The sequence below is a fragment of the Streptomyces sp. NPDC002138 genome (assembly GCF_040296485.1).
GTDB lineage: Bacteria > Actinomycetota > Actinomycetes > Streptomycetales > Streptomycetaceae > Streptomyces.
The window spans coordinates 133,800-157,185 of record NZ_JBEOXE010000003.1; the positions used below are offsets into that span (position 1 = coordinate 133,800).

The 23,386-nt window shown below is 73.9% G+C and carries 18 protein-coding genes; 3 read left to right on the top strand and 15 right to left on the bottom strand.

The genetic code is table 11. From position 1 onward, the window contains the following. Window positions 1-7 precede the first annotated feature (7 nt). Window positions 8-892, top strand: a complete 885-nt coding sequence (locus ABT084_RS02785) for an NmrA family NAD(P)-binding protein (RefSeq protein ID WP_351037856.1) — start codon at window positions 8-10, stop codon at window positions 890-892. A gap of 63 nt (window positions 893-955) precedes the next feature. On the opposite strand, the gene ABT084_RS02790 is transcribed toward ABT084_RS02785, so the two are convergent. Next, entirely contained in the window at window positions 956-1,546 is a 591-nt protein-coding gene (locus tag ABT084_RS02790) for a DUF6817 domain-containing protein (RefSeq protein WP_351037857.1), read from the bottom strand. 177 nt (window positions 1,547-1,723) lie between these two features. On the opposite strand from ABT084_RS02790, the gene ABT084_RS02795 reads away from it, so the two are divergent. Beyond that, window positions 1,724-2,626: a LysR family transcriptional regulator gene (locus ABT084_RS02795; protein ID WP_351037858.1), complete on the top strand. Its 903-nt coding sequence runs from the start codon at window positions 1,724-1,726 to the stop codon at window positions 2,624-2,626. 68 nt (window positions 2,627-2,694) lie between these two features. Here ABT084_RS02795 and ABT084_RS02800 read toward each other — a convergent pair whose 3' ends face one another. The 12 genes from ABT084_RS02800 to ABT084_RS02855 all read right to left on the bottom strand — a co-directional run bounded on the left by ABT084_RS02800 (window position 2,695) and on the right by ABT084_RS02855 (window position 19,852). Then, a complete protein-coding gene (locus ABT084_RS02800) occupies window positions 2,695-3,681 on the bottom strand; it encodes a hypothetical protein (RefSeq protein WP_351037859.1) in 987 nt (328 codons plus the stop codon). A gap of 105 nt (window positions 3,682-3,786) precedes the next feature. Beyond that, window positions 3,787-5,289 (bottom strand): cellulose binding domain-containing protein, encoded by a 1,503-nt coding sequence (locus tag ABT084_RS02805; RefSeq protein WP_351037860.1) that lies wholly within the window; start codon window positions 5,287-5,289, stop codon window positions 3,787-3,789. A gap of 204 nt (window positions 5,290-5,493) precedes the next feature. Then, window positions 5,494-6,393, bottom strand: coding sequence for a Vgb family protein (locus ABT084_RS02810; RefSeq protein ID WP_351037861.1), 900 nt, complete (start codon window positions 6,391-6,393; stop codon window positions 5,494-5,496). Window positions 6,394-6,522: 129 nt separating this feature from the next. Then, window positions 6,523-8,211, bottom strand: a complete 1,689-nt coding sequence (locus ABT084_RS02815) for a serine/threonine-protein kinase (RefSeq protein WP_351037862.1) — start codon at window positions 8,209-8,211, stop codon at window positions 6,523-6,525. Between the two features lie 69 nt (window positions 8,212-8,280). Next, the gene (gene rox, locus ABT084_RS02820; RefSeq protein ID WP_351037863.1) at window positions 8,281-9,780 is read right to left on the bottom strand and encodes a rifampin monooxygenase; all 1,500 of its coding nucleotides are present in this window, start codon (window positions 9,778-9,780) and stop codon (window positions 8,281-8,283) included. A 164-nt stretch (window positions 9,781-9,944) separates the two neighbouring features. Continuing rightward, on the bottom strand, window positions 9,945-12,491 hold the full coding sequence (locus ABT084_RS02825; protein ID WP_351037864.1) for an acyl-CoA reductase: 2,547 nt from the start codon (window positions 12,489-12,491) through the stop codon (window positions 9,945-9,947). A 2-nt stretch (window positions 12,492-12,493) separates the two neighbouring features. Next, window positions 12,494-13,642, bottom strand: a complete 1,149-nt coding sequence (locus ABT084_RS02830) for a LuxE/PaaK family acyltransferase (protein WP_351037865.1) — start codon at window positions 13,640-13,642, stop codon at window positions 12,494-12,496. Continuing rightward, window positions 13,639-14,784, bottom strand: a complete 1,146-nt coding sequence (locus ABT084_RS02835; protein ID WP_351037866.1) for a GNAT family N-acetyltransferase — start codon at window positions 14,782-14,784, stop codon at window positions 13,639-13,641. The genes ABT084_RS02830 and ABT084_RS02835 overlap by 4 nt, the downstream gene beginning before the upstream one ends. Next, window positions 14,781-16,190, bottom strand: a complete 1,410-nt coding sequence (locus ABT084_RS02840; RefSeq protein ID WP_351037867.1) for an MFS transporter — start codon at window positions 16,188-16,190, stop codon at window positions 14,781-14,783. The genes ABT084_RS02835 and ABT084_RS02840 overlap by 4 nt, the downstream gene beginning before the upstream one ends. After that, complete coding sequence (locus tag ABT084_RS02845; RefSeq protein ID WP_351037868.1) at window positions 16,187-17,449, bottom strand: phenylacetate--CoA ligase family protein; 1,263 nt, start codon at window positions 17,447-17,449, stop codon at window positions 16,187-16,189. The genes ABT084_RS02840 and ABT084_RS02845 overlap by 4 nt, the downstream gene beginning before the upstream one ends. Window positions 17,450-17,686: 237 nt before the next feature. Then, window positions 17,687-18,241 (bottom strand): hypothetical protein, encoded by a 555-nt coding sequence (locus ABT084_RS02850; protein ID WP_351037869.1) that lies wholly within the window; start codon window positions 18,239-18,241, stop codon window positions 17,687-17,689. A gap of 108 nt (window positions 18,242-18,349) precedes the next feature. Further along, complete coding sequence (locus ABT084_RS02855) at window positions 18,350-19,852, bottom strand: amidase (protein ID WP_351037870.1); 1,503 nt, start codon at window positions 19,850-19,852, stop codon at window positions 18,350-18,352. 161 nt (window positions 19,853-20,013) lie between these two features. Here ABT084_RS02855 and ABT084_RS02860 point away from each other — a divergent pair, with 161 nt between their 5' ends. Then, entirely contained in the window at window positions 20,014-20,250 is a 237-nt protein-coding gene (locus ABT084_RS02860) for a hypothetical protein (RefSeq protein ID WP_351037871.1), read from the top strand. A 64-nt stretch (window positions 20,251-20,314) separates the two neighbouring features. Here ABT084_RS02860 and katG read toward each other — a convergent pair whose 3' ends face one another. Together katG and ABT084_RS02870 are read right to left on the bottom strand one after the other, a co-directional pair. Further along, on the bottom strand, window positions 20,315-22,504 hold the full coding sequence (gene katG / locus ABT084_RS02865) for a catalase/peroxidase HPI (protein WP_351037872.1): 2,190 nt from the start codon (window positions 22,502-22,504) through the stop codon (window positions 20,315-20,317). A 159-nt stretch (window positions 22,505-22,663) separates the two neighbouring features. Continuing rightward, window positions 22,664-23,356: a TetR/AcrR family transcriptional regulator C-terminal domain-containing protein gene (locus ABT084_RS02870; protein WP_351037873.1), complete on the bottom strand. Its 693-nt coding sequence runs from the start codon at window positions 23,354-23,356 to the stop codon at window positions 22,664-22,666. Between the last annotated feature and the right edge of the window lie 30 nt (window positions 23,357-23,386).

Genomic DNA, 23,386 nt, shown 5'->3' on the forward strand with positions numbered 1-23,386 from the left:
GCAGAGCATGGACATCGCCGTCACCACCCCGACGGGCAACGTCGGCCGCCACGTCGTCGCCACCCTGGTCCGCGCCGGGATCCGGCCGCGCGTCCTGGCGCGGGACCCGGGGCGGCTGGACCCCGGGATCCGGGACGCGGTGCGGGCCGTACCGGTCGACCAGTACGACGCCGATGCCGTGGTGGCCGCCACCCGCGGCGCCGACGCGCTGTTCTGGGTGGACCCGACCACCGGCGGTGAGGACCCCCTCGCCGACTACGCCCGCGCCACGCAGAGCGTGGTCCGCGCGGTCGCGGAGAACGGGATCCGCCGCGTCGTCTTCCAGAGCAGCGTCGGCGCGGAGAAGCGCCACGGCGCCGGGGAGATCGACGGCCTGGCGCACACGGAGACCGCTCTGGACGAGCTGGGCGCCGATGTCACCCACCTGCGCTGCGGCTACTTCTTCACCAATCTCGAGCTGCAGCTCGACGCGCTGCGGGCGGGCACCCTGCAGGTGATCCTCCCCCTCGACCAGCCCATGGCCTGGGTGGCGCCCCGTGACATCGCGGAGGTCGCCGCGACCCGCCTGCTCTCTCCCGCCTGGTCCGGCCGCTGCGTACGGGCGGTGCACGGACCCGCCGACCTGACCTGGCGGCAGGTCGCCGAGATCCTCACCGCCGCCACCGGCCGCCGGATCGGCGTCGAGCGGGTCACCGACGACGCCATGCGCACGCTGCTCCGCCGGGCCGGGATGACGGAGGGACTCGTCGAGGCCGTGCTCGGCATGTCGACCGGTCTGCGCGAGGACTTCGTGCCCGAGCAGCGGCGCACGGCCGCGACCACCACCCCGACCACCCTCGCCGCCTGGGCCTACGACCACCTGCGGCACCGGATCGACGAACAGGTGTCGTGAACGGTCCTCCTTCCGCCGCCTTCGGCCCGTGCGCCGTCCGCCCGTGCGCCGGTGACGGCGGTCTCAGTCCCGCGGAGCCGTGGCGAGCACCGTGAGGCAGTCCGACCAGGCGGCCCCGCTCAGCAGCGGCCGCAGCCGGGTGAAGAGGGCGAGGAGGGCGGCTCCCGACTGCTCGCGGAGCTCGGAGTCGGCGGCGGCGATGTCGAGTTCGTTGGCGGCGGACAGCTCGGCGAAGTCCCGTCGAAGGTGCGGCTCCGGTGTGTGGAGACGTCCGGTGAACCTGTCCCGGAAGGCCCCGTCGGCATCCGCGAGTGTCGGGTAGGTGGCCTTGCGGTCACATGACGCGTAGAGGTACACGAGGGCTTCGGCCTCGGCGCCGATCACCTCCGCGATGTGCGGGCGGTTGTACGGGGACAGCAGGGCGCGGGGAAAGCCGTCGGTGCCGTACACGGCGTGACACAGGCCCGCGAGCCGGAGCGCGGGACGCGCGCCCCACAGGGCCAGCCGCCCCTGGACGCGCTGGAGATGAACGAGGAGCGTGCCGCCCGGGTGGCCGATCTCGTCGGCACCGAGCGTGCGCAGCAGCGCGATCGCCCGGTCGGCGCGGGGAAGGCCCGCGGGGGGAGGGGTGGTGCCGGCCGGAGGAGTGGGCATGGCGCTGTGTCCTTACGTCGCATGGGTCGGCACCCGCCGGCGCCTTCGCCTCGGGTCCGGATCCCGCGAAAGCGCCGGACGGGTTGCCGCCCGGGCCCTGCACTGAGCATCCTGGACCCCGTCCCCCCAGTCAATCCTATGGATTCCTCCCCATCCCCACGCTGTAGCTTGGGAGTTATGACGTTGGAGGACTTACGCGTATTCGTGGCCGTGTGCAGAGCGGGCAGCCTGAGCGCCGTCGCCCGGGAGCTGGACCGCACGCAGTCGGCGGTGAGCCAGCACGTGAAGCGGCTGGAGCGCGAGACCGGTACGAGCCTCCTCGAGCGACGGCCGCGAGGTGTCGTGCCCACCCCCGCGGGGCGCGTCCTGTGCGAGGCCGCCTCGGACGGCATCGCGGGCCTGGACCTGGCCCTGCGGCGCCTCGGGGATCTCGTCAACGGCGACAGCGGCTCCGTACGTGTCACCACGGGCGGCACCACCGTGCGGCACTTCATGGCCGAGGCGGTCGTCGCCTTCCGGCGGCGCTACCCGAAGGTCAGTCTGGAGTTCCGGACGGAGACCTCCAGCCGCAGCTGCTTCGACGCCCTGTCCGCCGGCAATCTGGACCTCGCGTGGGTGACCATCGGCGGCCCGGTGCGCGGGATCGAGCAGCGCCCCGTCGTCGCCCTGCCCTGGGTACTGGCCGTCCGCGCCGGCGATCCGCTGGCCGGTCGCTCCCGTGTCGGCGCGGCGGAACTGAACGACATCAGCCTGATCCGGCTCCCCTCGAACTCCACCTCGGGAGCCCGCCTCGACGACGCCTTCGCCGCACTCGGCGTCCGGAGCAGCTCCGACACCAGCGTCGCCGACTGGGACACCGCCCTCCTGTTGGCGGAGCTGGGCCTCGGCCATGCCGTCGTCCCCGTCCCGCCCGGCCGGCCGGTGCCCGGCGACGGCCCCGTCCGCCTCGTGCCCCTCCCGGATCTGCCCCCGCTGCAGGTCGGCTGGGCCGTCCGCCGCTGGGACGCGCTGACCCCCCTCGCCCGCGTCTTCGCCGACGCCGTCGCCCGCAGCTGCACGGAGCGGACCGCGGCGCCCTAGCGGAAGTGGCGCGCGGGGGAGACCCGCCCAGGCCACGGTGCGGTGTACGCCCGTACCCGGGCGGCGCTTCACCGGGCTCGGCCGGGCCGCGTCCGCAGCCAGTACGCACGCGCCGCGACGGCCAGGGCGGTGCCGTGGACGGCGAAGGCGGTCAGCCCGATCCAGGCGACCAGGAGCATGTCGGCCGAGGAGTGGAAATCGCCGCGCCGCATCGTCACCGCGCCGGTCGTGGCCAGGGTCAGGTATCCGACCCCGATCACGCCGTACGGGGCGAGGGTGGCGGCGCCGAGGAGCGCCGGGGCGAGCGGGAGCCAGCGCGGCACCCGGCGGCCGCGCAGGAACGGGGTCCAGCGCGGGAAGACCAGCCCCCACGGGCTGATCAGGCCCCACAGCAGGAAGACGCCGAGCGCCGCCAGCAGGGCGGTGGGGTCCAGGCCCCAGGACTCGAGGGTGAGGAAGAGCCCGGAGGCCCCGTTGCGCTCGGAGAGCGCGAACATCTCCTCACCGGTGATCCCGGCGAACGTGCCGCCACAGGCCCACACCAGCTTCATCGCCGCGTACGGGACGAAGGCCAACGTCCCGGCCCAGGCCGTGAGGTGGACGGTCCGCCCGGAGCCGGGCCGCGCTGGTGCGACCGTTCCCGCGGGCCGCTGCCCTGACCGGGCCAGGGTCGCGAGCAGGACCGCCCCGACGGCCGCCAGGGCTCTTTGCGCGGTGGCGGCGGGGTGGTCGACGCCCTGGCCGAACAGCAGGGTGATGACGTCCATCAGCAGGCTGAAAGCGGCTGCCCCGGCCAGCGCGCAGGCCGACCAGAGCAGCGCCCGCACGGACGACCGGGGCCCGTGGCGCCGTACCGCCCAGGCGGCCGACCCCGCCAGCAGGCCCAGCCCCACGACCGCCCAACCCAGCCCGGGAGTTCCCCGGCCGCCTCCGTGGAAGGGCAGCCGGGTCCCGCTCAGCACACAGGCCAGGCCGAAACCGGCGTACACCACGGCCCACGTCACCGTCGCCCGGCCCACTCGGTCCCCACGCGTCGTCCGTACCGCATTCGTCATGCTCCGAACGTCGCACCGACCGCACACCCGCGGCATCGACCGGCGGAGCGATCTCCCTCCCCCGGCCGGGGGAGGGACACCCCGCGCCCGCGCCCGTCCCGCCGACTAGCCGAGCGAGGCGAAGGCCTTGGAGAAGGCCAGGGGCTGCTGGAGGACGGAACTGCACGTCGGGTCGGCGTGGTCGACCGCGCCCGCCGCGCACTGCCGGTCGCGGGCCGCGGACCACATCCCCAGTCGGCCGATGCCCTTCGACTTCGCGAACTCCACGAGCTGGGACGCGTCGGCGACGGTGAAGGTCTCGCTCGCGACGTCGTTCACGCCGATCATCGGCGTGACGGCGACCGCCTTCCAGGCCGCCGCGTCGGAGAGCCCGAGCACCCCCTTGATCTGCGCCTGAGTGGCGGTCGCCGCCTGGATGGCGTACTGGCCCATGTCGCCGGCGTACGCGGGTCCGTAGTCCATCGCCATGATGTTGACGCCGGCGACCCGCACCCCCGCCCGCTTCGCGTCGGCCAGCAGGGCCACCCCCGGCTGGGTGAGGCCCTCGGGCATCACCGGGAGGGTGAACGCCACGTCCAGGCCCGGGTGCGAGGTCTGCAGCGCCGCTATCGCCTGCGCGCGGCGCGTGTTGGCCGCGGTGTCGGGCAGCGCCGCGCCCTCGATGTCGAAGTCGACCTTGGTGAGCCGGTACTGGTCGACGACCTTGCCGTACGCGGCGGCCAGTTGGTCCGCGGTCGCGCAGTTCAGGGCCAGCTCGCGCCCCGATGCCCCGCCGAACGAGACCCGTACGTCCCCGCCCTTCGCCCGCAGGGCCCCGATCTGGGCGGCGACCTTGTCGCTCGCGAGGTCGGTGACGCCGCCCCACATCGGGACGCAGCCGCCGCCCGCGGTGATGAAGGCGAGGTGGAACTCCTTCACGCCGGTCTTGTCCGCGGTGTCGACCAGGTCGTAGGCGGGATACAAGGAGGTGTCGACGTACGGGGCGAAGCGCGCCGTGCCGGCCGGGGCGCCCGTGCCCGGCGACGGCGTCGCGGTGGGCGGGGCGGAGGCGGAAGGGGACGCGGTCCGGGTCGGCCGCGCGGTGGGTGCCGAGGTCGCGGGAGCGCTGGTGCCCGGCGCCGCCGTCGGGGTGCCGGTGGGGCGGCCGCCGGGCGGGGGCGTCGCGCCCTGGTCCACCGAGCACGCGGTCCCGTTGATGCGGCAGGCCGTCGGGTTGCCGGGGCTTGCGGTGCCGCTCGCCACGAAGCCGACGGTGACCGAGGCGCCGGGCGCCAGCTCCTTGTTCCATGCCGCGGGCTTGACGGTGACGTGCTGCCCGTTGACCGTGTGGGCGCCGTTCCACAGGGAGTCGATCCTCGTGCCGGCCGGCAGGTCGAATGCGAGCGTCCAGTCCGACTGGGCCTGCCCGGTGTTGTTGGTGATCACGTACTGGCCGGTGTAGCCGCCGGTCCAGGCACTGGCCTTCGTGTACACCGCTCCCACGGAGGACGCCTGCGCGGTGCCCGTGAAGGCGAACGCCGCGCCCGCGATCACCGCCGCCACCGCGACCGCGCCCGCGGCCTTCGTCCGGGTGTTCGCCTTGCGCCGGTGACTGGTCGTGCTGCCCATCGCGTGCCTGCCTCTGCATTGCCGGGTATCGGGGTGCGGCAGCACGCTAGCCGCCCCGGAACGGACATTTGTTCGTTTCGGGGCGCGGAGGGTGAGTCTTAGGTTCCGCTTAAGGAAGGAATCGGAAGGGGTTAAGGGGGCCGGGCCGACTCGGGACGCCCGGACGGCTCGGGACGCCCAGACGACTCCAGACGCCCGGACGGCTCAGGACGCCGGTACGACCGCCACCCCGGTGAGACGTTTGAAGTCCCCGCCCGAGGCGAGCACCTGCTGCGCGCCGGTGGCGGGGTTCACCCGGAACAGGGTGCCGACGCCGTCCAGCGCCTCGTTGTCCGTGATCAGGAGGGAACCGTCCGCCTCCAGGGCCAGCGCCTGCGGGGCGACGAACGCACCTCCGGAGGCCACGGTGGTCTGGGCACCGCTCACCGGGTCCACCTTGATCACCCCACCGCCGAAGCCGGGGAAGGCATTGGCATCGGCCACGAGGATGGCGCCGCCGCCGTCGACCGCCACTCCGATGGGGCTGCGCAGGTCACCGCCGGAGGTCACCGTCGTACGGGCGCCGCTGACCGGGTCGACGCGCACCACCCGGGCCGAGAGGTCCATCCCTCCCGCCATGGCCTGCTCGACGACGAGCACGGCGCCGTCCGGAGCCACGCACAGACGGACGGGCCTCGGCGGAGGATCACCGGCTCCGTCGCTCTCGGACAGGACGACCTGGTCACCCGTGGCGGGGTCGACGCGGATCACGGCGCCGGACCCGCCGGTGAAGCTGTCGACGACCAGGATGCGGCCGTCGGCTTCCACGGCCACGTCGCCCGGGGCGGTGAACTTCCCGCCGGAGGTCACCTCCGTCTGCGTCCAGGTGCCCACGGGCAGCCGCAGGAGGACGCCCGTACCCGGATGGAACCGGTCCTTGCTCACCAGCACACTGCCGTCGGCCTCGAGGGCGATCCCGGTCGCCCCTTGGAGGTCACCGGCGATGGAGAGCGCCTGGCGCTCGCCGGTTACCGGGTCGACACGGAACACCGCCCCGGCGCAGCCGAACGCCTGTGAGTCGCAGAGCAGGATCGTGCCGGCGGGAAGACGGTCCTGGACGGCCATGGCGGCTCCTCGGGAGTAGGGACGGCGCGTCCACTCAACCCCAGCGACCGGCACCGCCGGGCGGACCGACACTCGTCACGCCGTCCGTCCGGGCGGCGAACCGCCCGTTCGCCATCCGCCCTCACCCGCTCAGCAGGGGGACAAGGGGCCCTTCTGGCGGGTGAGGTTGTCGCTCGACATCCAGCCCGCGGTGGTCGTGCCGTCCACGCGGGCGTAGATCCACTTGTTGCCGTGGGCGTTCACCACATAGCAGTGGTACCGGAGTTTCGTGCCGGTCTTGGCGAGGGAGACGGCCGGGCACGTCTCGTACGGCCCCGTCTCGAGGTGGTAGTCACCGGCCATGTAGCCGTAGCCGCCGGGGGTGGGGTCCTTGTGGCTCCACCCGCCGCAACTCGTCGGCACGGGGCTCGGCTTGGCGGCCGGTGAGGACCCCGTCCGCCGTGGCGAGGGGGTGCCGGACGCCTTGCCCTTGGCGGACCGGGAGGGGGAGGCGCTCGGGGTCGCCGCGTCGGTGGGCGCGCCCTGCGTGTCCGGCAGGCCGCTCGGGTCGGACGAGCCGCCGGACGCGGTGCGCCCGGCGCCCTTGGCGCCGCCGTGTCCACCGGTCAGGGCGTACGCCGCGCCGCCGATGCCGAGTACGGCGGCGAGCGCCACCGCCAGCACGGTACGGCCGCGGCGCCCGGAGCGGGCCGCCGCCGTGGCCGGGGCCTGTGCCGCCGCGCCGGGCTGCGGGGCGGTGGACGGCTGACCGTGCGGCGGGTATCCGACGTGCCGGGGCGGCTGCGGGTGAGGGGGCTGCGGGTGCGGCCGCTGCTGGTGCGCGTAGGGCGGGGGGAACGGCGTGGCATCGACCGCGGGCGGTGGCCCGAACGTACCGAGTACGGGGGCCGGGGCGGCGGGTGCCGGGGGAGTGGCGGGAGCGGCCGGAACGACGGGCGCGGGCGCCACGCGGCTCGCCGTCTGACCGGCGGCCACCTCCTCCAGCATCGCGCGGGCCCGGTCGGCGGTCGGCCGGGCCGCCGGGTCCTTCGCCATCAGCGCCTGCAAAACCGGTGCGAGCGGCCCCGCCCGCCGGGGGGCCGGCAGCGGTTCGCCGACGATCGCCGACAGGGTCGACCACGCGGAGGTGCGGCGGAACGGCGAGGTGCCTTCCACCGCCGCGTACAAGGTCATGCCCAGCGACCAGATGTCGGAAGCGGGACCGGGCTCGTGCCCCTGAGCGCGCTCCGGCGGCAGGAAGTCCAGGGAGCCGATCAGCTCACCGCTGCGGGTCAGCTTGGCCACCGCGTCGTCGCCGGAGGCCTCCATGGTGGCGATGCCGAAGTCCGTGAGCACCACCCGGCCACCGCGCTCCAGCAGCACGTTCCCCGGCTTCACGTCCCGGTGCAGGACACCGGCCCGGTGCGCGGCGTCGAGCGCCTCCATCAGCCGGGCCCCGATGGCCGCCGCCTCCCGCGGATCCAGCGGGCCGCCCTCCGTCAGCACGTCGTCGAGGGACGGACCGTCGACGAGTTCCATGACGATGACCGGCAGCCCCTGCTCCTCCGTGACGTCGTGCACGGTGACGACGCCGCTGTGCCGGATGCGGGCGGCGGCCTGCGCCTCCCGCTGCATCCGGGTCCGCAGACCGGCCAGTTCGAGCGCGCTCGCGTCGGTATAGGCCCGCAGGATCTTGACGGCCACCTCGCGGCCCAGCAGCTCGTCCACCGCCCGGGCGACCACGCCCATGCCGCCGCGGCCGATCGTCGCGGTCACCCGGTACCGGCCTCCGAGCACTCTGCCGATCAGCTCGCTGTCGTTCGCTTCCCCCGCCGGCACCGCTCGCCCCGTTTCACAACCGCTCGTCCATCGGCCTCTGCAGGGCACCAGAGTAGACGCACGGCCCTGTCAGGAACTCCCGGGTGACCCGCTTCCCGCGGCAGCGGCGCCGAACCACCGGGCCAGCGGGCCGAGCAGATCCCCCTGGTCCGCACCAACCCACACCACGTGCCCGTCCGGCCGCAGCAGCACCGCGGGCGCGTCCAGTTCGTCGCTCACGTCGACGACGTGGTCGACCCGGTCCGCCCAGCCCGCCACCGAGAGCCGGCCGGTCCGGTCGAGCAGCAGCCCGCGACCGCCGTGCATCAGCTCGTAGAGGCGACCGCGCTCCAACCGCACGTCCCGCATCCGGCGGCCGAGCAGCGCGTGCCCCTCCCCGGCGCCGGAGGCGACGTCCGGGCCGCCATCGGAGCCGACACCGGAGCCCACGTCATAGCCGACGTCCACCGCCGTGATCATCCCCGTCACATACCGGTTCACCTCCTCGAAGTCCATCAGCTTCGAGAACAGCTCCCGCAGCGCCGTCGCCCCCGGATCGCTGCCCAACAGCGCCATCCCCGCACGGGTGTTGTCCAGGACGCGGACGCCCACCGGGTGGCGCTCGGTGTGGTAGCTGTCCAGCAGGCCCTCGGGCGCCCACCCGTTGATCTCGGCGGCCAGCTTCCAGCCGAGGTTGAACGCGTCCTGGACGCCCAGGTTGAGCCCCTGCCCACCGGTCGGCGGGTGCACGTGCGCCGCGTCGCCGGCCAGCAGCACCCGGCCGATCCGGTAGCGCTCGGCCTGGCGGGTGGCGTCGCCGAAGCGGGACAGCCAACGGGGCGCATGCGCACCGAAGTCGGTGCCCGCGAACGCCCGGAGCTGCTGCTTGAGCTCGTCGAGGGTCGGCGCGGCCGTACGGTCCTCGGCCACCCCGTCGGCGGGCACGACGACGCGCCACGCCCCGTTCTCGACGGGGGCGAGGCCGAACCGCAGCTGGCTCTTACGGACCTCCTCGACGACGGCGGCGATCGTCGCCGGATCCGCCGTCACCTCCACGACGCCCAGCAGCGTCTCGGTGGTCGCGGGCACCCCGGGGAAACCGACGCCGAGCGCCTTGCGCACCGTACTGCGACCGCCGTCGCATCCGACGAGGTAGCGCGAGCGCAGGTGCGTGCCGTCCGCCAGCTCGACGGACACCCCGTTCTCGTCCTGGCTCAGCCCGGTCACCGCGACGCCGCGCCGGATCTCGGCGCCGAGTTCGAGGGCGCGCTCGTTCAGCAGCCGCTCGGTGACCGGCTGGGGGACGGCGACGCCGTACGGGTGCGCCGTGTCCAGCCGGTCCGGCCACGGCTTCATGATGCCGCCGAAGAGGCCGCCGACCTGGAACTTCTCGCTCACCGCGAGGAACCGCTCCAGCAGACCGCGCTGGTCCATCACCTCGACGCTGCGGGCGTGCAGACCCTGACCGCGGGACTCACCGGTCGGCCCGGCCAGCTTCTCCAGCACGACCACCCGCACGCCGTGCAGCCGCAACTCGCAGGCCAGCATCACACCGGTCGGTCCGCCGCCGACCACGATCACGTCAATCATCAGAACGCCCATCCGCCGCATGACGGGCCGTGGGGTGCGGCCCGGGTCGGAACGGCCGGCGCGTTGGGGGTGCGGACTCCGACGTCCCGGCCCAAACCGTACGCGGTGGCCGGAGCCACCGCGAACACCAGCACGTCCCCCTGTGCCGCGCCGACCTCCCCGCGCTAGCGGCGCGCGTCCACCACCGCCAGCAGCTTGCCGCTGGTCGGGCTGCGGTCCAGGGACGGGCCGTCGACCGCCTCGACCACCAGGTCCAGCAACCGCTCCGACACCGCCGAGGACAGCTCCGGATAGCCGGCCAGGAAGACCTCCCGCAGCCGCTCCGGGTCCGTCGTCCCGCTCCGCTCCACCCGTACGGTCAGCCGCTCGCGCGCCGCCCCGGCGTCGAGCCGGATCTGCAACTCGCCGCGGTGACCGCCCGGTTCCTCGGCCAGAGCCAGGAAACGGCGGTGATTGAGGAAGTACGTCGCCACCCGCATCACGTCACCGGTGCGGCCCCGCAGCTCGAAGCGCGGCGCGTGCCGGCCGCAGGGACAGCGGCCCGGGATCTCCCGCCCGAGGTCGCCTATCAGATACCGGCCCAGGTGCTGACCGCGCCGGGCGTGCGTGGTGAAGGCCAGCCGGCCCGTCTCGCCGGGAGCCACCGGCTCGTCCTCGGCCAGGTCCAGGATCTCCATCGTGTGGAGGTCGGCGTGCAGGTGGTGGACGCCACCGGACATCTCGGTGCACTGGTAGCCCAGCGGACCGAGGTCCGTGCTGCCATAGGTGATCGAGTGGACGACCTCGATGCCGAACTCGTCCTTGAGGGTGCGCTGTTGCTCCGGCGTGAAGTGCTCACCCCCGTAGAAGACCTTGCGCAGGCCGCCGTAGGCGCGCAGCGCGTCCCCCTCCGCGCGCAGCAGCTGCCACAGGTAGGAGGGCATCCCGAAGAGGGTGTCCGCGCCGAGGTCGATGAGGGCCTGGGCCGTCGCCCGGTGGTCCGGGCCCGCCGACAGGGGCAGTTGCACGCCGCCGAGCCGCTCCAGCACGGAGAAGAAGCTGATGAAGCTGCCGTACATCGCCCCGCAGTAGAAGAGGTTGGCGGTGCGGTCCCCGACCGGGTCGTAACCGGCGGCGAGCAGACCGCGGGCCGCGGCGTGCATCTGGGTGTCGTAGTCGTCGTAACTGAAGATCGACAGCGCGGGGGCGCCCGTGCTGCCACCGCTGCGGAAGTACAGCTCCGCATCCGCCCGCGCCACCTCCCCGCTCCGTTCCTGTACGTCCTCCTTGCCCAGCAGCGGGCCCTCGGGCCGCGGCAGGACGACCGGGCGGGCCAGGTCGTCCAGGCAGGCGGTGGTCGCGAAGCGGGCCGGGTCGGCCTGGACCGCGACGCGGCGGCTGTAGCGCTGCAGGGCGTAGACGCCGTCGTGCGGCTCGCCCGCGTAGCTGCTCAGCATGGCGCCGACCGGCGTGACGCGGGTGACGCCCGCGGCCAGGACGGTGCGCGCGAGCTCGGCGATGTCGGTCCGGCCGCCCGCGAGGCCCGCCGTCTGCAGGTAGCGGCGCATCGGACGCAGGGTGGCGATCAGTGCCTTGCGGGGCAGCGGCTTGACCCACACGCTGCGGTGCAGCGGCGAGGCGGTGAGCGGGGACCGGGTGTCGGCCATGACCCGCCACGAGCCGTCCGGCGCGGCGAACACCCGTGTCAGGCCCAGGTGTTCCTCCAGCCGGGCCATCAGCTCGGTGGTGGTCAGCTCGGCCGTCTCGGCGGGGTCCGGCGCTCCCGCCGAAGCGTCGGGCTCGGCCGCCGGCCGGGTCGCGAGGACCGCGGCGAAGCGCTCGGCGAAGGCGAACACCTCGCCCGCGTCCTCGGTGTCGAGGTAGACCACCTGAGGGCTGGAGCACGCCTGCTGCTCGTGCAGGCACACGTCCCGCGCGAGGGCGTCGAGCGTCCCGGCATCGGACCACGCGTCCCGCGTCAGGTACGCGAAGGAGATCCGGTGCCCCCACTCCACCAGGCGGCAGCCGGGCGGCACATGGGCCGCGACCCCTTCGACGGCACCCTCCCCGCCCCACACGGCGACGGCGTCCGCGGGCGCGCACATCAGGCGCAGCCACTCCTGCCGGGAGGACGGGAAGCGCAGCACCACGATCCGCGCGGCCAGCGCGCCGCTGGGGTCCAGGGCCGCCAGCTCCGCCATCAGGTGCTGGGTCAGGAGGGTGTCGGCGCTGCTGGTCTTCAGGACGTTGACGTTCCCGGCGAGCAGACCCTCGACGATGCTCAGCGGGGCGACCGTCGCGGCGTTGCCCGGGGCGATGTGGGCGACCATGCCGACGGGCGCCCACGCCTCGTAGACCGTCTCGCGCGGGTCGGCCCGGTTCAGCCGGCCGGGCGTCGCGCCGCCGAGCTCCCGGCGCAGCTTGCGGGTCAGCTCCCGCCGGTCGAGGAGGCCGCCGAGCTCGGCCAGGACGGCCGGATCCTCCCCCTCGGGCAGGTGCGCGGCGAGCCGGGCGCGGACGGGGTGGGCGGGATCGCGCAGGGCGGTCGCGAGGGCATCGCAAGCGGCCAGGACGGTCTCGGTCTCCAGCGGCTCGGCCAGCGCGGCCTCGACGGCGGCGGGCAGGGCGTCGAGGCGGCGCCCGGCCTCCTCGTCGCCGATGAAGGTGCCCTGCCAGTAGTGCTGCGCGGCCTCGTCGCCGCCCCGGCCGTCACTGTTCCTGGTCTGCGTCACGGTCACGCCATGCCCTTCATGAGTTCTGCTGCGGCCACCGCGCAGCTGCGGTTGCGGCTCACCCCGGCGCGGCCGTGGACGGTGAACCAGGGGGTCTCCAGCTCGCACCCGCAGGCGCTGCCCGGCTGGAGCGAGGCGAGGTCGCCCATGACCACGCTCTGCGCCGGGACCGAGGTGATGTACGGCGACACCAGGTGCAGGTAGCCCCGCTCCCCGTACGGCAGGGGTTCGAGCGTGCGGGTGGAGCGGATCGTCACCCGGGACCACACGGGGGCGTGCAGCCGGTGGTGGTCGCATTCGATGTACGGGATGCAGTGCTCCACCGACCCGAAGGTGTCCCGGATCCGCTCGCCCGGGACGCCCAGCTGCTCGGTGACGCGGGCGTACAGCTCCTCCTTGCCGATGCGCCGGTCGGCGTGCCCCTTCCAGCCGCCGCCGAGGACGACGAGGGAGCCCTCGGGCAGCCGCAGCGGGGGCAGTCCCATGGCGCGCATCCGCTCCAGGGTGAAGAACAGGAAGGCAGGGAAGCCGAGGATGCGGACCGGGGCGTCCTCCCGCTCGAAGCGGCGCAGCGCGGCGATGCAGCCGAAGGGGTCGAACTCATGGTCGCCGCCTGTGTTGCGCAGTGCGTACGCGACGCTGCGCGCCGGGGCGAAGTCGCACAGGTAGTTGTCGGTGAAGGCGGTCCCCAGGTTGAGCGAGGGGGCCGGTTCGTAGCTGTACAGGAGGTAGTTGACCTCCTGCTCGGGGGTGATCCAGCCGTTGCGCTCGAAGATCCGGGCGACCATCCGCTGCGCGGAGCGGATGGTCCAGTGGTCGAAGAACATCTGCGACTTCTGGCCGGTGGTGCCGGAGGAGGTCAGGTGCAGCTCGACGTCCTCGCGCGGGACGGAGAGCACCTCGTGCCGCTTGAAGAAGTTGGCGTGGACCAGCGGCGCGCGGTACGGATCCGCCGGGGGAGTGGCCTCGTACAGGGACCGGAAGAAGGCGGAACGTTCGGTGTGCCAGGCGTTGGACTCCGCCATGGCGGCGGCGAAGAGTGCGTCCTGCTCGGGGCCGAAGGCGTACGGATCGGTCAGGTCACACAGTCGCTGTACGTGCGGCAGGAGGGCCGGGTCGGGTACGGCGACCGGCGCGAGATGGGGGTTCATGAGGCAACCTCGGATGAAGTGGGCAGGTGCGCCGACGCCCAGGCCGACGCGTAGCAGTCCAGATAGGGCTGGAGGGGAGGCGGGGCCGCGACGCCGCGGAAGTCGATCCGCTCGCTGGAGCGGGACAGGACGGCGTAGTCGTGGAAGCCGTCGCCGTCCGCGCGCATCGCCGGGTAGAGGGCCCCGGCGACGAACCCCCGGGCCAGGAAGGCGGCGAGGGCCTCCTGGTGCGCGAGCGGCACCAGGGCCTCGATGTATCCGGCGCCCGCGCGGCCCAGGGCCCGGGTGACCGGTTCCAGGTACGCGGCCGCCGCGGCCGGGTCGGGGTGCGCGGTCAGCAGGGAGCAGTAGCCCCCGGCGCGGTTGAGGTAGGCGTAGACCTCGAAGCGGCCGTCGGCCGGCGTGAGCAGCACGTTCGGGGTGTGCAGTGGGTAGAACCAGCCCTCGGCGCCGGGGAAGTGCTCGCGGAAGCGACGGCGTACGAAGGCGGGCGCCTCGATCATCTCCAGCCGCTCCACGGCCCCTTGGGGCGCGGCCGCCGGAAGCGGGCCGGGGGCGGCCCGCACGCCCGGGAAGCCGATGCCGAGCGCGGTCCCGGCGGTGCGCAGCAACGGCAGCAGCGGGGCGGGAACTTCGGTGACGGGGATCCGGCGCTCCAGCACCCCGGCGGAGTGACGCGCGTAGAGTGCGAGGCTTTCACGGCTGCGGAGATCGACCGCGTTGGGCAGGATGCCCAGCGGGCGGAAGCCGTTGCGCGCGACGACGCGCTGCGGACCGGCGCTGACGGTGCGTACGGTCGCGTACACCGAGTCCAGCCGCCCCGTGTCCAGCATCCCCGCGCACAGCGCCCCGGTCAGGGCGGCGGCCAGGCCCGACGAACGGTGCCCGGGGTGTACGGCGATGCCCTCCAGGCGGCCGATGCGGCTGCCCGCCTCGCCGTGGATGGCGGCGGACGCGGTCAGCGCGCCGGTGTCGGCGCACCGGCCGACGAGCCACAGGGAGTGCGGGTCCTCGATGAGCCGGGCCATCTCGGCCGGGTCGGTGCCGAGGGCCACGGGGTAGTGCGGCCCGTAGACGGCGTAGTAGAGCTGGCGCAGCTCGGCGATGTCCGCGCAGACGGCCGGGGTGATGACGGGGTTCATCGCGCGCCTCCGACGGGTTCCGTGGCCGGGTCGGCGCCCGCCTCGGCGCCCGGGTCCGGGTCCGGGCCGGGTGTACGGGACGGGGATCCGAGCAGGGCCAGCGCGCAGGCGGCGGGAACCAGGCCGACGCCCTGCACCAGGCACAGCGCCCGGGGCGAGAGGAAGTCACCGGCGAAGCCGAACACCAGGGACGCCACCGGGAGGGAGACGCCCAGCACGGCCTGCATCACGGCGAAGAAGCCGGGCTTGTCCGCCGCCGGCACCAGCCGCTGGAAGAGGGCCACGAAGCGGACGCTGACCGCCCCGGCACACCAGCCGGCCACGACCAGGCAGCCCGCGATGACCAGGCGGTGCGCGAACAGCCCGGGCAGCGCCAGGGCGAGGGCCATCAGGCCCAGGCAGTACGCCCCGGCGACGGTCGGCCGCCCCGGCACGCGGGCGCCGGTGAACGCACCGATGAGCGCGCCGGTGCCCAGGGAGCCCTCCAGCAGCGCCACCGTGGCGCCCCCGCCCCCGAGGACGGAGCGGGTGTAGAGGGGGATGACGACGAACACGGCGGTCGTGAAGAGGTTCGCCGCGGTGAAGCAGACGAGGATCCGCCGTACGTAGGGCAGGTCGCCGAGGATGCGGAGCAGCGCACGCCGCTCGGGCGCGGCCGCCGGGCCCTCGGGCGCGCCGTCGCCCTCCGCGGTGGTGGCCGTCGGCCCGGTGCGGAAGCGGGCGGCGGCGACGAGGAGCGCGGCGCCGAGGTAGGCGGCCGCGCATCCGGCGGCCAGCCCCGCGACACCGGCCCGGTCGACGGTCAGGGCGCCGAGCAGCGCTCCGCCGAGGCCGGCCAGGGACTGGGTGGACAGCTCGAAGCCGGTGGCCGTCTCGATGTCGGCGTCGTCGACGAGTTCGGGCACCGAGGTGGTCAGACAGGGATCGAAGAACGCCTGGCAGGTGGCCAGGGCCAGGCCCGCGGCGTACACGGCGGCCAGCGGCGGCCCGTCGGCGTACGCCCACAGCGCCAGGACGGCCGAGGCGGCCCCCGCCAGGGCGGCGGAGGTCCGCAGCACCGAGCGGTGGGCGAACCGGGCGACGGCCCGGGCCACGACGGGCGCCAGCGCCGCCGCGGGCAGCGTGCAGGCGGCCATGAACAGGCCGGATGCCAGCCCCCGGGCGTCCCGGACGGCGTGGGCGACGAGCCACCAGGACACGCCGACCTGGAACATGCGCACGGCGGCCTGGGTGAGGACCTGGCCGAGCCAGACGGCGCCGAAGGCGCGGTTGCGCAGGACGAGCGGAGCGCGGCGGCGGCCGGGCGCGGCCGGGGCCGGGGTCCCGACGCCGCATGCGGCTGCGGTCTCGGCTCCGGTCTCCGCCTGGGCCGCGGTCTCCGCGCCGGTCACGGGTGCGGCGGTCATGCGGTCGGCCTCTCGTCGAGGACCCGGACGAGCTTGCCCGTGCGCGGGTTGACGGCGAGGTCGCGGTGGCGCACCCATTCCACGGTCAGCGGGTGCACGAATCCGGCGCGCACACTGTCCGGATACAGGGGGCGCACGGCCTCCAGCTCGGCGACGACGGCCTTCGCCAGCGCGTCCCGGGCGTCGTCGCCCGCGGCCGTCGCCAGGCGCAGGACGAGCCCGTCGCGGCCGTCCCAGCGGCGGACGACCAGCTGCATGCCGACGACGTGCCCGTCCGTGTCCGCCGCCGCCACGGCCTCCTGGGCGTCCTGGGTGTAGAGGGAGACGGGACCCACCCGCACGCCCTCCTCGGCGCGGCCGAGGATCCGGAAGTGTCCGGGCCCGGTGCCGGTCCACTCGGCCCGGTCCCCCGCGGGGTAGCGGATGATCGGCATGAGGCGGCGGAAGAGGCTGGTGACGACGACCCGGCCGGGACGGCCCGGTTCGGTGATGGGCTCGTCACTGGAGTCGTCGAGGATCTCGACCACGGAGTACGGCGTGAAGGCGCGGTGCACCCGTGTGTCGGAGCCGGGCACGGGGCTCCCGAGCAGACCGGCGTCGACGCTGGCGTACCCCACGGACCGGGCCTCGGCGCCGGGGAACGCGGCTGCCAGCAGGCGGCGTTGGTCGTCGAAGAGGGCCTCGCCGCCGAAGAGCAGCAACTCCACCGCATCGAGCCGGATGCCGCAGGACATCGCCTGTTCGGCGAGCCGGCACAGGGTGGTGGGGGTGCCGGCCAGGACCTGGGCGGCGAGGTCGCGCAGCGTGGGGAGCGTCGACTCCAGGGGCGCGCCGCCGCCGATGGGCAGGCGGACGTTGTCCACGGGCGCGTGGGTGAGCGAGTCGAGGACGAAGAGGAAACTCGCGTACAGCTCACCGGCGTAGAAGAGGTCGGCGACGCGGTGCCCCGGGCGCAGCCCCGCGTCCACCAGCCCCTGGCCGAACGAGGTGACGAACGTACGCCATTCGTCGCGCGTGTAGACGGAGAACTTGGGAGCCCCGGTGGTGCCGCCGGTCTTGTAGACGGTGGCCTCGCTGAGCGGGCCGGTCAGAACGCGGCTGTCGTGCAGGGAGTTGGCCGCCCAGAACTCCTGCTGGTCGACCACCGGCAGGTCGGTGAGGCGGTCGGTGTGCGGCGGCAGGGACGCGTAGAGGTCCCGGTAGTGAGGCGAGTTGTGACGGGCGAAACGTATGAGGTCCGAGAGTTGCTGGGCGGACATGGGCCTTTGCCTAGGTGACGGGAGCGGGACGGGAGTCACGGCGGAGCGGGCGCGGCGAGAGCGTGAACTCGCCCGCCGGTTCGGCCTGTGTGTGCGGGGGACCCCCCGGCGCCCCCGCCTCCTCGACACGCGTCGAAAGCTGACGCGCGGTCATGATGATGAAACATCAGTCCCCTTGTCACCAAATCGGCCTAGTATTTCCGGCCGTGGTGGCTCTATGCGGCAGTATTTACGGCGTCAGTTGGCGCCGGGATTCTCGAAAGGGTCGCGGGCCTTGTACTGCCTGCGCATCTCCTCGGCCACCCGCTCCAGCCTGGCGGTCACTCCGTTCTCCTCGTCCGAGGGGGCCTCCGCCCGCCGGGCCCGCTCGCGCCGGACGTCCTCCTCCCAGAAGGGGCCCCTGTGCCGGCGCGCCGGTGGCGTGAGCGCGTCCCGCCACTTGTCCGTCGGCCACCACAGCTGCGGATCCCGCGCGTTCCCGGCCGTGGGGACGCCCCAGGACCTCCACACCTTCTGGGAGTGCCCCTTGACCTTGCCGGCGGCCTCCAGCCGCCGCAGCAGACCGAGCACCTTTTCCACCGATGCGGACGGCGCGCGATCGTCCTGTTCACGACCGGCCTGTTCGGCACGGGCTCGTGCGCGACGCGCGGCCGGATCCTGCGCGCGCCGCATCGCATCGACCGCCGCGACGACCGCGTCCGGCGGCGAGGGCCACTCCAACGACTCGACGGCCGCCAGGACTTCCTCTTCGCTCGGATCGTACGTCCGCCGGTCTTCCCCGCTCGGATCCATGGCCCGTCCCCTCTGCCGCTCGCGCTGCCGTACCCACGGATTCAACGCACCGGGGCCGGTCCTGGCCACCGTCATGGGCCTGAACCGGCCAGTCCGGGGCGGCGGCGGTCAGACCGTGGGCGGCTCCGGGCGCCGGTCCGCCCAGGGGCGGGCCGCCTCCAGCTGCGCCGCGACCCGCAGCACACCGATCTCGTCGTCGCGGCGGCCCACCAGCTGCACCGCGAGCGGCAGCCCGTCCGCGCCGTGGCCCGCCGGAACGGAGGCCGCCGGGTGCCCGGTGACGTTCCACAGGGCGGTGTAGGCGATCATCGGGCGCGAGCGCACCAGCGCCGTCAGCAGCCCCGCGCCGTCCAGCGCTCCCACCCGGCGCGGGCGCGCGGCGATGGCCGGGGTGAGCAGCAGATCCATGGTGGCGAACATCCGGTCGGCACGCTCCGCGAGGCGCTCACCGGCCCGGATGCCCCGCTCCACGGCGGTTTCGGGGACCAGCCGGGCGAGCGAGAGGACGCGGCGGGTGCGCCGTTCGAGCAGCTCGGGCCGCTCGACGGCGGCGGCTTCCGCCCGGACCCCGCCGCAGAACTGCGCGACGAACGGCGCCGTCGCGTCCGGGTAGCGGGGGTGGACCTCCCGGACGTCGTGCCCCAGCTCGCGCAGCGCCCGTACGGTCTCCAGCAGGGCCCCGACGTGCGCCGGATCCGGGCGCACCCCGGGCACGGCGGGTGTGGCGGAGTAGCCGATGCGCAGCCGGCCGGGCGGGGTCTCCAGCGCCCGTACCCAGGCGGTGGTGGCCGGTCGGGCGCTCCAGCGGTCGCCGGGGGCGGCGCCGGCGAGGACGTCGTACAGCAGGGCGGAGTCGCGCACGGTGCGGGTCAGCGGCCCGACGGTGCCGAGGGCGTACCAGAGGTGGGGGTGCGGGGCGGTGGAGACCCGGCCGCGCTGGGGTTTGAGGCCGAACAGCCCGCAGCAGGCGGCGGGGATGCGGATCGAGCCGCCGCCGTCGCCGCCGAGCGCGGCCCCGGCCAGCCCGGCCGCGACGGCGGCGGCGCTGCCACCGCTGGAGCCGCCGGGAGTGCGGGTGGTGTCCCAGGGGTTGCGGGTCCGACCGTGGGCGGCGGACTCGGTGAAGGGCCACTGGCCGAATTCGGGCATCGCCGTCTTGCCGATGATGACGGCTCCGGCGGCGCGCAGGCGGCGTACGGCCTCGCAGTCGGCGGTGACGGGAGTGCGGTTGGCGGCGCCGCCGAAGGTGGTGACCTGCCCGGCGACGTCCAGCTCGTCCTTGACGGCGATGGGTACGCCGTGCAGCGGGCCGCGGCCGCCCGCGCCATCGGTTCCCTCGTCGCCCCCCGCCCCGTCCGCTCTGTCCGCCCCGACCGCGTCCCGGGCGTCGGCCTCGGCCAGGGCCTGCTCGGCGAGGACCACGCGGAAGGCACCGAGGGCGGGGTCGAGCCGGGCGATGCGGCGCAGCGAGGCCTCGACGAGGGCGCGGGAGGTGATCTTGCCGGTGCGGACGAGTTCCGCCTGCCGCTCGACGCCCGCGAACATCAGCTCCGCGTCGGCCCGGTCCTGCTCGCGGCCCCGTTCCCCACCCGGTACGCGGTCCCTGCCCATGGTCCCCACCCCTTCCGCCCTACCAATGAGTAACTCCGGGTAAGGCTGGTGCCCCGGCCGCCCCGCGTCAAGCGTTCCCGGCCCTGAATGGGCGGTTCCGCCGAGGGCAGGCGCACACTGGATCAGGCGGTACCGATCGACCGGGTGGAGGCGAGCTTCGTATGACCGAAGGCACCATTCCCTACATGTCGGCGGCGCGGGTCACCGTACTGGGCGTGCACGCCGCCGACCCGCCGTTCCGGATCGTGGAAGTCGACGGCGAGTTCGTCAGCACCGCCCGATCCATGATCGACGTGGTCGTGACCGCTGCGGCGGCCGGCATCACCATCCGGGACCTGGACGACCCGGGGGAGGTCCGCTGGGTCGGCGGCGGGAAGTACCACTGGAGCCCGCAGTGACGGGCCACGGCCCGCGTCCCGGCCGGCCGTCGTGCGTCCCGGCCGGGACAGCGGGACCGCGGGCTCAGGCGAGGTCGAACCGGTCGAGGTTCATCACCTTGTCCCAGGCGGCCGCGAAGTCGCGGACGAACTTCTCCTGGCCGTCATCGGACGCGTAGACCTCCGAGATGGCCCGGAGCTGGGAGTGCGAACCGAAGACGAGGTCGACGGCGGTGGCGGTCCACCTCGCCTTGCCCGTCGCGCGGTCCCGGCCCTCGAACACGTTCTCGGCCGTGGTGGACGCCTTCCACTCCGTACCCATGTCGAGCAGGTTGACGAAGAAGTCGTTGGTCAGCGTCTCGGGCCGGTCGGTGAGCACGCCGTGCGAGGAGCGCTTGAAGCCGGCGTTCAGGGCGCGCATGCCGCCGATCAGCACCGTCATCTCGGGCGCGGTCAGCGTCAGGAGGTTGGCGCGGTCCAGGAGGAGCGTCTCGGGGGACAGCTTCTCCCCCGAGGGGAGGTAGTTGCGGAACCCGTCCGCCCTGGGCTCGAGGACGGCGAACGACTCGACGTCGGTCTGCTCCTGCGAGGCGTCCGTGCGCCCCGGCGCGAAGGGCACCGTGACGGTGTGCCCGGCCTTCCGCGCGGCCTCCTCGACGGCCGCGCAGCCGCCGAGGACGATCAGGTCGGCGAGGGACACCTTCGCCCCGCCGCCCTGTGCGCCGTTGAAGTCCTGCTGGATCTGCTCCAGGGCCCGCACGGTGTCGGTCACCTCGGGGAGGTCGTTGACCTCCCAGTCCCGCTGCGGCGCGAGCCGGATCCGGGCTCCGTTCGCCCCGCCGCGCTTGTCGGTGCCGCGGAAGCTGGCCGCCGCCGCCCAGGCGGTGGTGACCAGTTGGGAGACGGACAGACCCGAGGCGAGGACGCTGCTCTTGAGGGCGGCGATGTCCGCGGCCCCGATCAGCGCGGAGCCCGGCTCGGGCACGGGGTCCTGCCACAGCTGCGGCTCGGCGATCCACGGGCCGAGGTAGCGGGAGAGGGGGCCCATGTCACGGTGCAGGAGCTTGTACCAGGCCTTGGCGAAGGCGTCCGCGAGCTTGTCCGGGTTCTCGTGGAAGCTCCTGGCGATCGGCCCGTAGACCGGGTCGACCTTCAGCGCGAGGTCCGTCGTGAGCATCATGGGGGCGTGCCGCTTCGACGGATCGTGCGCGTCGGGCACCGTGCCCTGGGCCGAGGCGTCCGTGGGGGTCCACTGCTTCGCGCCGGCCGGGCTCGTCGTCAACTCCCAGTCGTACCCGAACAGGTTGTCCAGGTACCCGTTGTCCCACTTCGTCGGCTCTTTGGTCCACGCGCCCTCGAGCCCGCTGGTGAGCGCGTCGGCACCCGTGCCGCTGCCGTAGGTGTTCGTCCAGCCGAGGCCCTGCTGCTCGATGGGGCAGCCCTCGGGCTCCGGACCGATGTACTCGGCGCCGCCCGCGCCGTGGCACTTGCCGAACGTGTGGCCGCCGATGATGAGCGCGGCCGTCTCCTCGTCGTCCATCGCCATGCGCGCGAACGTCTCGCGGATGTCCTTGGCGGCGGCCAGCGGATCCGGATTGCCGTTGGGCCCCTCCGGATTGACGTAGATCAGACCCATCTGCACGGCGCCGAGCGGATTCGAGAGGTCGCGCTCGCCGCTGTACCGCTCGTCGCCGAGCCAGGTGTCCTCGGGCCCCCAGAAGATCTCCTCGGGCTCCCAGGTGTCCTCACGCCCGAAGCCGAACCCGAAGGTCTTGAACCCCATGGACTCCATGGCGCAGTTGCCGGCGAACACCAGCAGGTCGGCCCATGAGATCTTCCGGCCGTACTTCTGCTTGACCGGCCAGAGCAGACGCCGCGCCTTGTCCAGACTCGCGTTGTCCGGCCAGCTGTTGAGGGGGGCGAAGCGCTGCGCACCGGCTCCGCCGCCGCCCCGGCCGTCGGCGATGCGGTACGTGCCGGCGGAGTGCCAGCTCATCCGGATGAAGAGCGGCCCGTAGTGGCCGTAGTCGGCGGGCCACCAGTCCTGCGAATCCGTCATCACCGCGAAGACGTCCTGCTTCAGGGCGTCGACGTCCAGGGTCGCGAACTCCGCCGCGTAGTCGAAGTCCTCGCCCATCGGATCGGACGCGGGCGAGTGCTGATGGAGTACCTGCAGGTCGAGTTGGTTCGGCCACCAGTCCTGGTTCGCCCTGGGGCGAGTCGGAGCGGGGGTCGGGGCGGGAATTACTGGGTTCTCGCTTTCGCTGCCGGACACGTCCGTCCTTCTTCCTGTCTCGGTGTTCCCTCTGCTGGCCGGTTCGAACGCCGCCGATGGTCGGGTGCGTATCGGCCCCCGTATCGTCCGTATGGTCGCGCACCGACGACCGCACGGCCGAGAGAACACGCAGAGCCCCGCTCAAGGTTCCACGACGGATCACCGGGAGCGGGGGGGCCCGGACGACGGGAGCATGGTCGCGCCGATGCCCATGAGCACCGCCGACAGGCCCGCTTCGAAACCGGCGTCGCGGTCGCGGAACATCGTCGGGCCCGCCTCGGTCGTCAGCGGGTAGTCCACGAGGCGTGCGGCCCGCGCCTCCAGGTCGTAGCCCTCGCCGTCCGCGCCGGGCAGCGGCCCCATGGACTGCTCCTCGATGACGTACCCGATGGTGTAGCTGTAGGCGGTGAACCAGGCACGGGCGGCCCCGGCGGCGGTGAAGCCGCCGCCGACCAGGGTGCGCAGGTGGGCCTCCATGGGCGCGGCGAAGCTCATGTCGGTGAAGTGGGTACCGCTGTAGACCTTGGCGCCGTCCCGGTAGCGCAGCAGGTGCTCCCGCAGCGCGCGCATGGCGGTCTCCAGCGCCTCGTGCCAGCCCTGGGGCGGGTGGACGGCCGTGTCCAGGTCCGCCGTCATCCGCCGGAACATCTCGGTGGCCATCTCGTCAAGCAGTGCCTGTTTGTCCTTGAAGTGCCAGTACAGGGCGGGCGCCTTGACGTCCAGCTCCTTGGCGATGGCCCGCAGGGTCAGCCCCTCCAGGCCCACCTCGCCGAGCAGGCGCAGGGCGGTGGCCGCCACCGTCGCGCGGTCGAGCCGGGTCCGTTCGGGTTTCGCTTCTCGTTCTCTCGCCACCTTGACAACTTAACAGCGTTAAGCCCATTC

What these genes read in the sequence shown, in the direction of transcription:
- ABT084_RS02785 (WP_351037856.1), top strand. Translation starts at nt 8, where the DNA reads ATGGACATCGCCGTCACCACCCCGACGGGCAACGTCGGCCGCCACGTC.
- ABT084_RS02790 (WP_351037857.1), bottom strand. Translation starts at nt 1,546, where the DNA reads ATGCCCACTCCTCCGGCCGGCACCACCCCTCCCCCCGCGGGCCTTCCC.
- ABT084_RS02795 (WP_351037858.1), top strand. Translation starts at nt 1,724, where the DNA reads ATGACGTTGGAGGACTTACGCGTATTCGTGGCCGTGTGCAGAGCGGGC.
- ABT084_RS02800 (WP_351037859.1), bottom strand. Translation starts at nt 3,681, where the DNA reads ATGACGAATGCGGTACGGACGACGCGTGGGGACCGAGTGGGCCGGGCG.
- ABT084_RS02805 (WP_351037860.1), bottom strand. Translation starts at nt 5,289, where the DNA reads ATGGGCAGCACGACCAGTCACCGGCGCAAGGCGAACACCCGGACGAAG.
- ABT084_RS02810 (WP_351037861.1), bottom strand. Translation starts at nt 6,393, where the DNA reads ATGGCCGTCCAGGACCGTCTTCCCGCCGGCACGATCCTGCTCTGCGAC.
- rox (WP_351037863.1), bottom strand. Translation starts at nt 9,780, where the DNA reads ATGATTGACGTGATCGTGGTCGGCGGCGGACCGACCGGTGTGATGCTG.
- ABT084_RS02830 (WP_351037865.1), bottom strand. Translation starts at nt 13,642, where the DNA reads ATGAACCCCCATCTCGCGCCGGTCGCCGTACCCGACCCGGCCCTCCTG.
- ABT084_RS02835 (WP_351037866.1), bottom strand. Translation starts at nt 14,784, where the DNA reads ATGAACCCCGTCATCACCCCGGCCGTCTGCGCGGACATCGCCGAGCTG.
- ABT084_RS02840 (WP_351037867.1), bottom strand. Translation starts at nt 16,190, where the DNA reads ATGACCGCCGCACCCGTGACCGGCGCGGAGACCGCGGCCCAGGCGGAG.
- ABT084_RS02845 (WP_351037868.1), bottom strand. Translation starts at nt 17,449, where the DNA reads ATGTCCGCCCAGCAACTCTCGGACCTCATACGTTTCGCCCGTCACAAC.
- ABT084_RS02850 (WP_351037869.1), bottom strand. Translation starts at nt 18,241, where the DNA reads ATGGATCCGAGCGGGGAAGACCGGCGGACGTACGATCCGAGCGAAGAG.
- ABT084_RS02855 (WP_351037870.1), bottom strand. Translation starts at nt 19,852, where the DNA reads ATGGGCAGGGACCGCGTACCGGGTGGGGAACGGGGCCGCGAGCAGGAC.
- ABT084_RS02860 (WP_351037871.1), top strand. Translation starts at nt 20,014, where the DNA reads ATGACCGAAGGCACCATTCCCTACATGTCGGCGGCGCGGGTCACCGTA.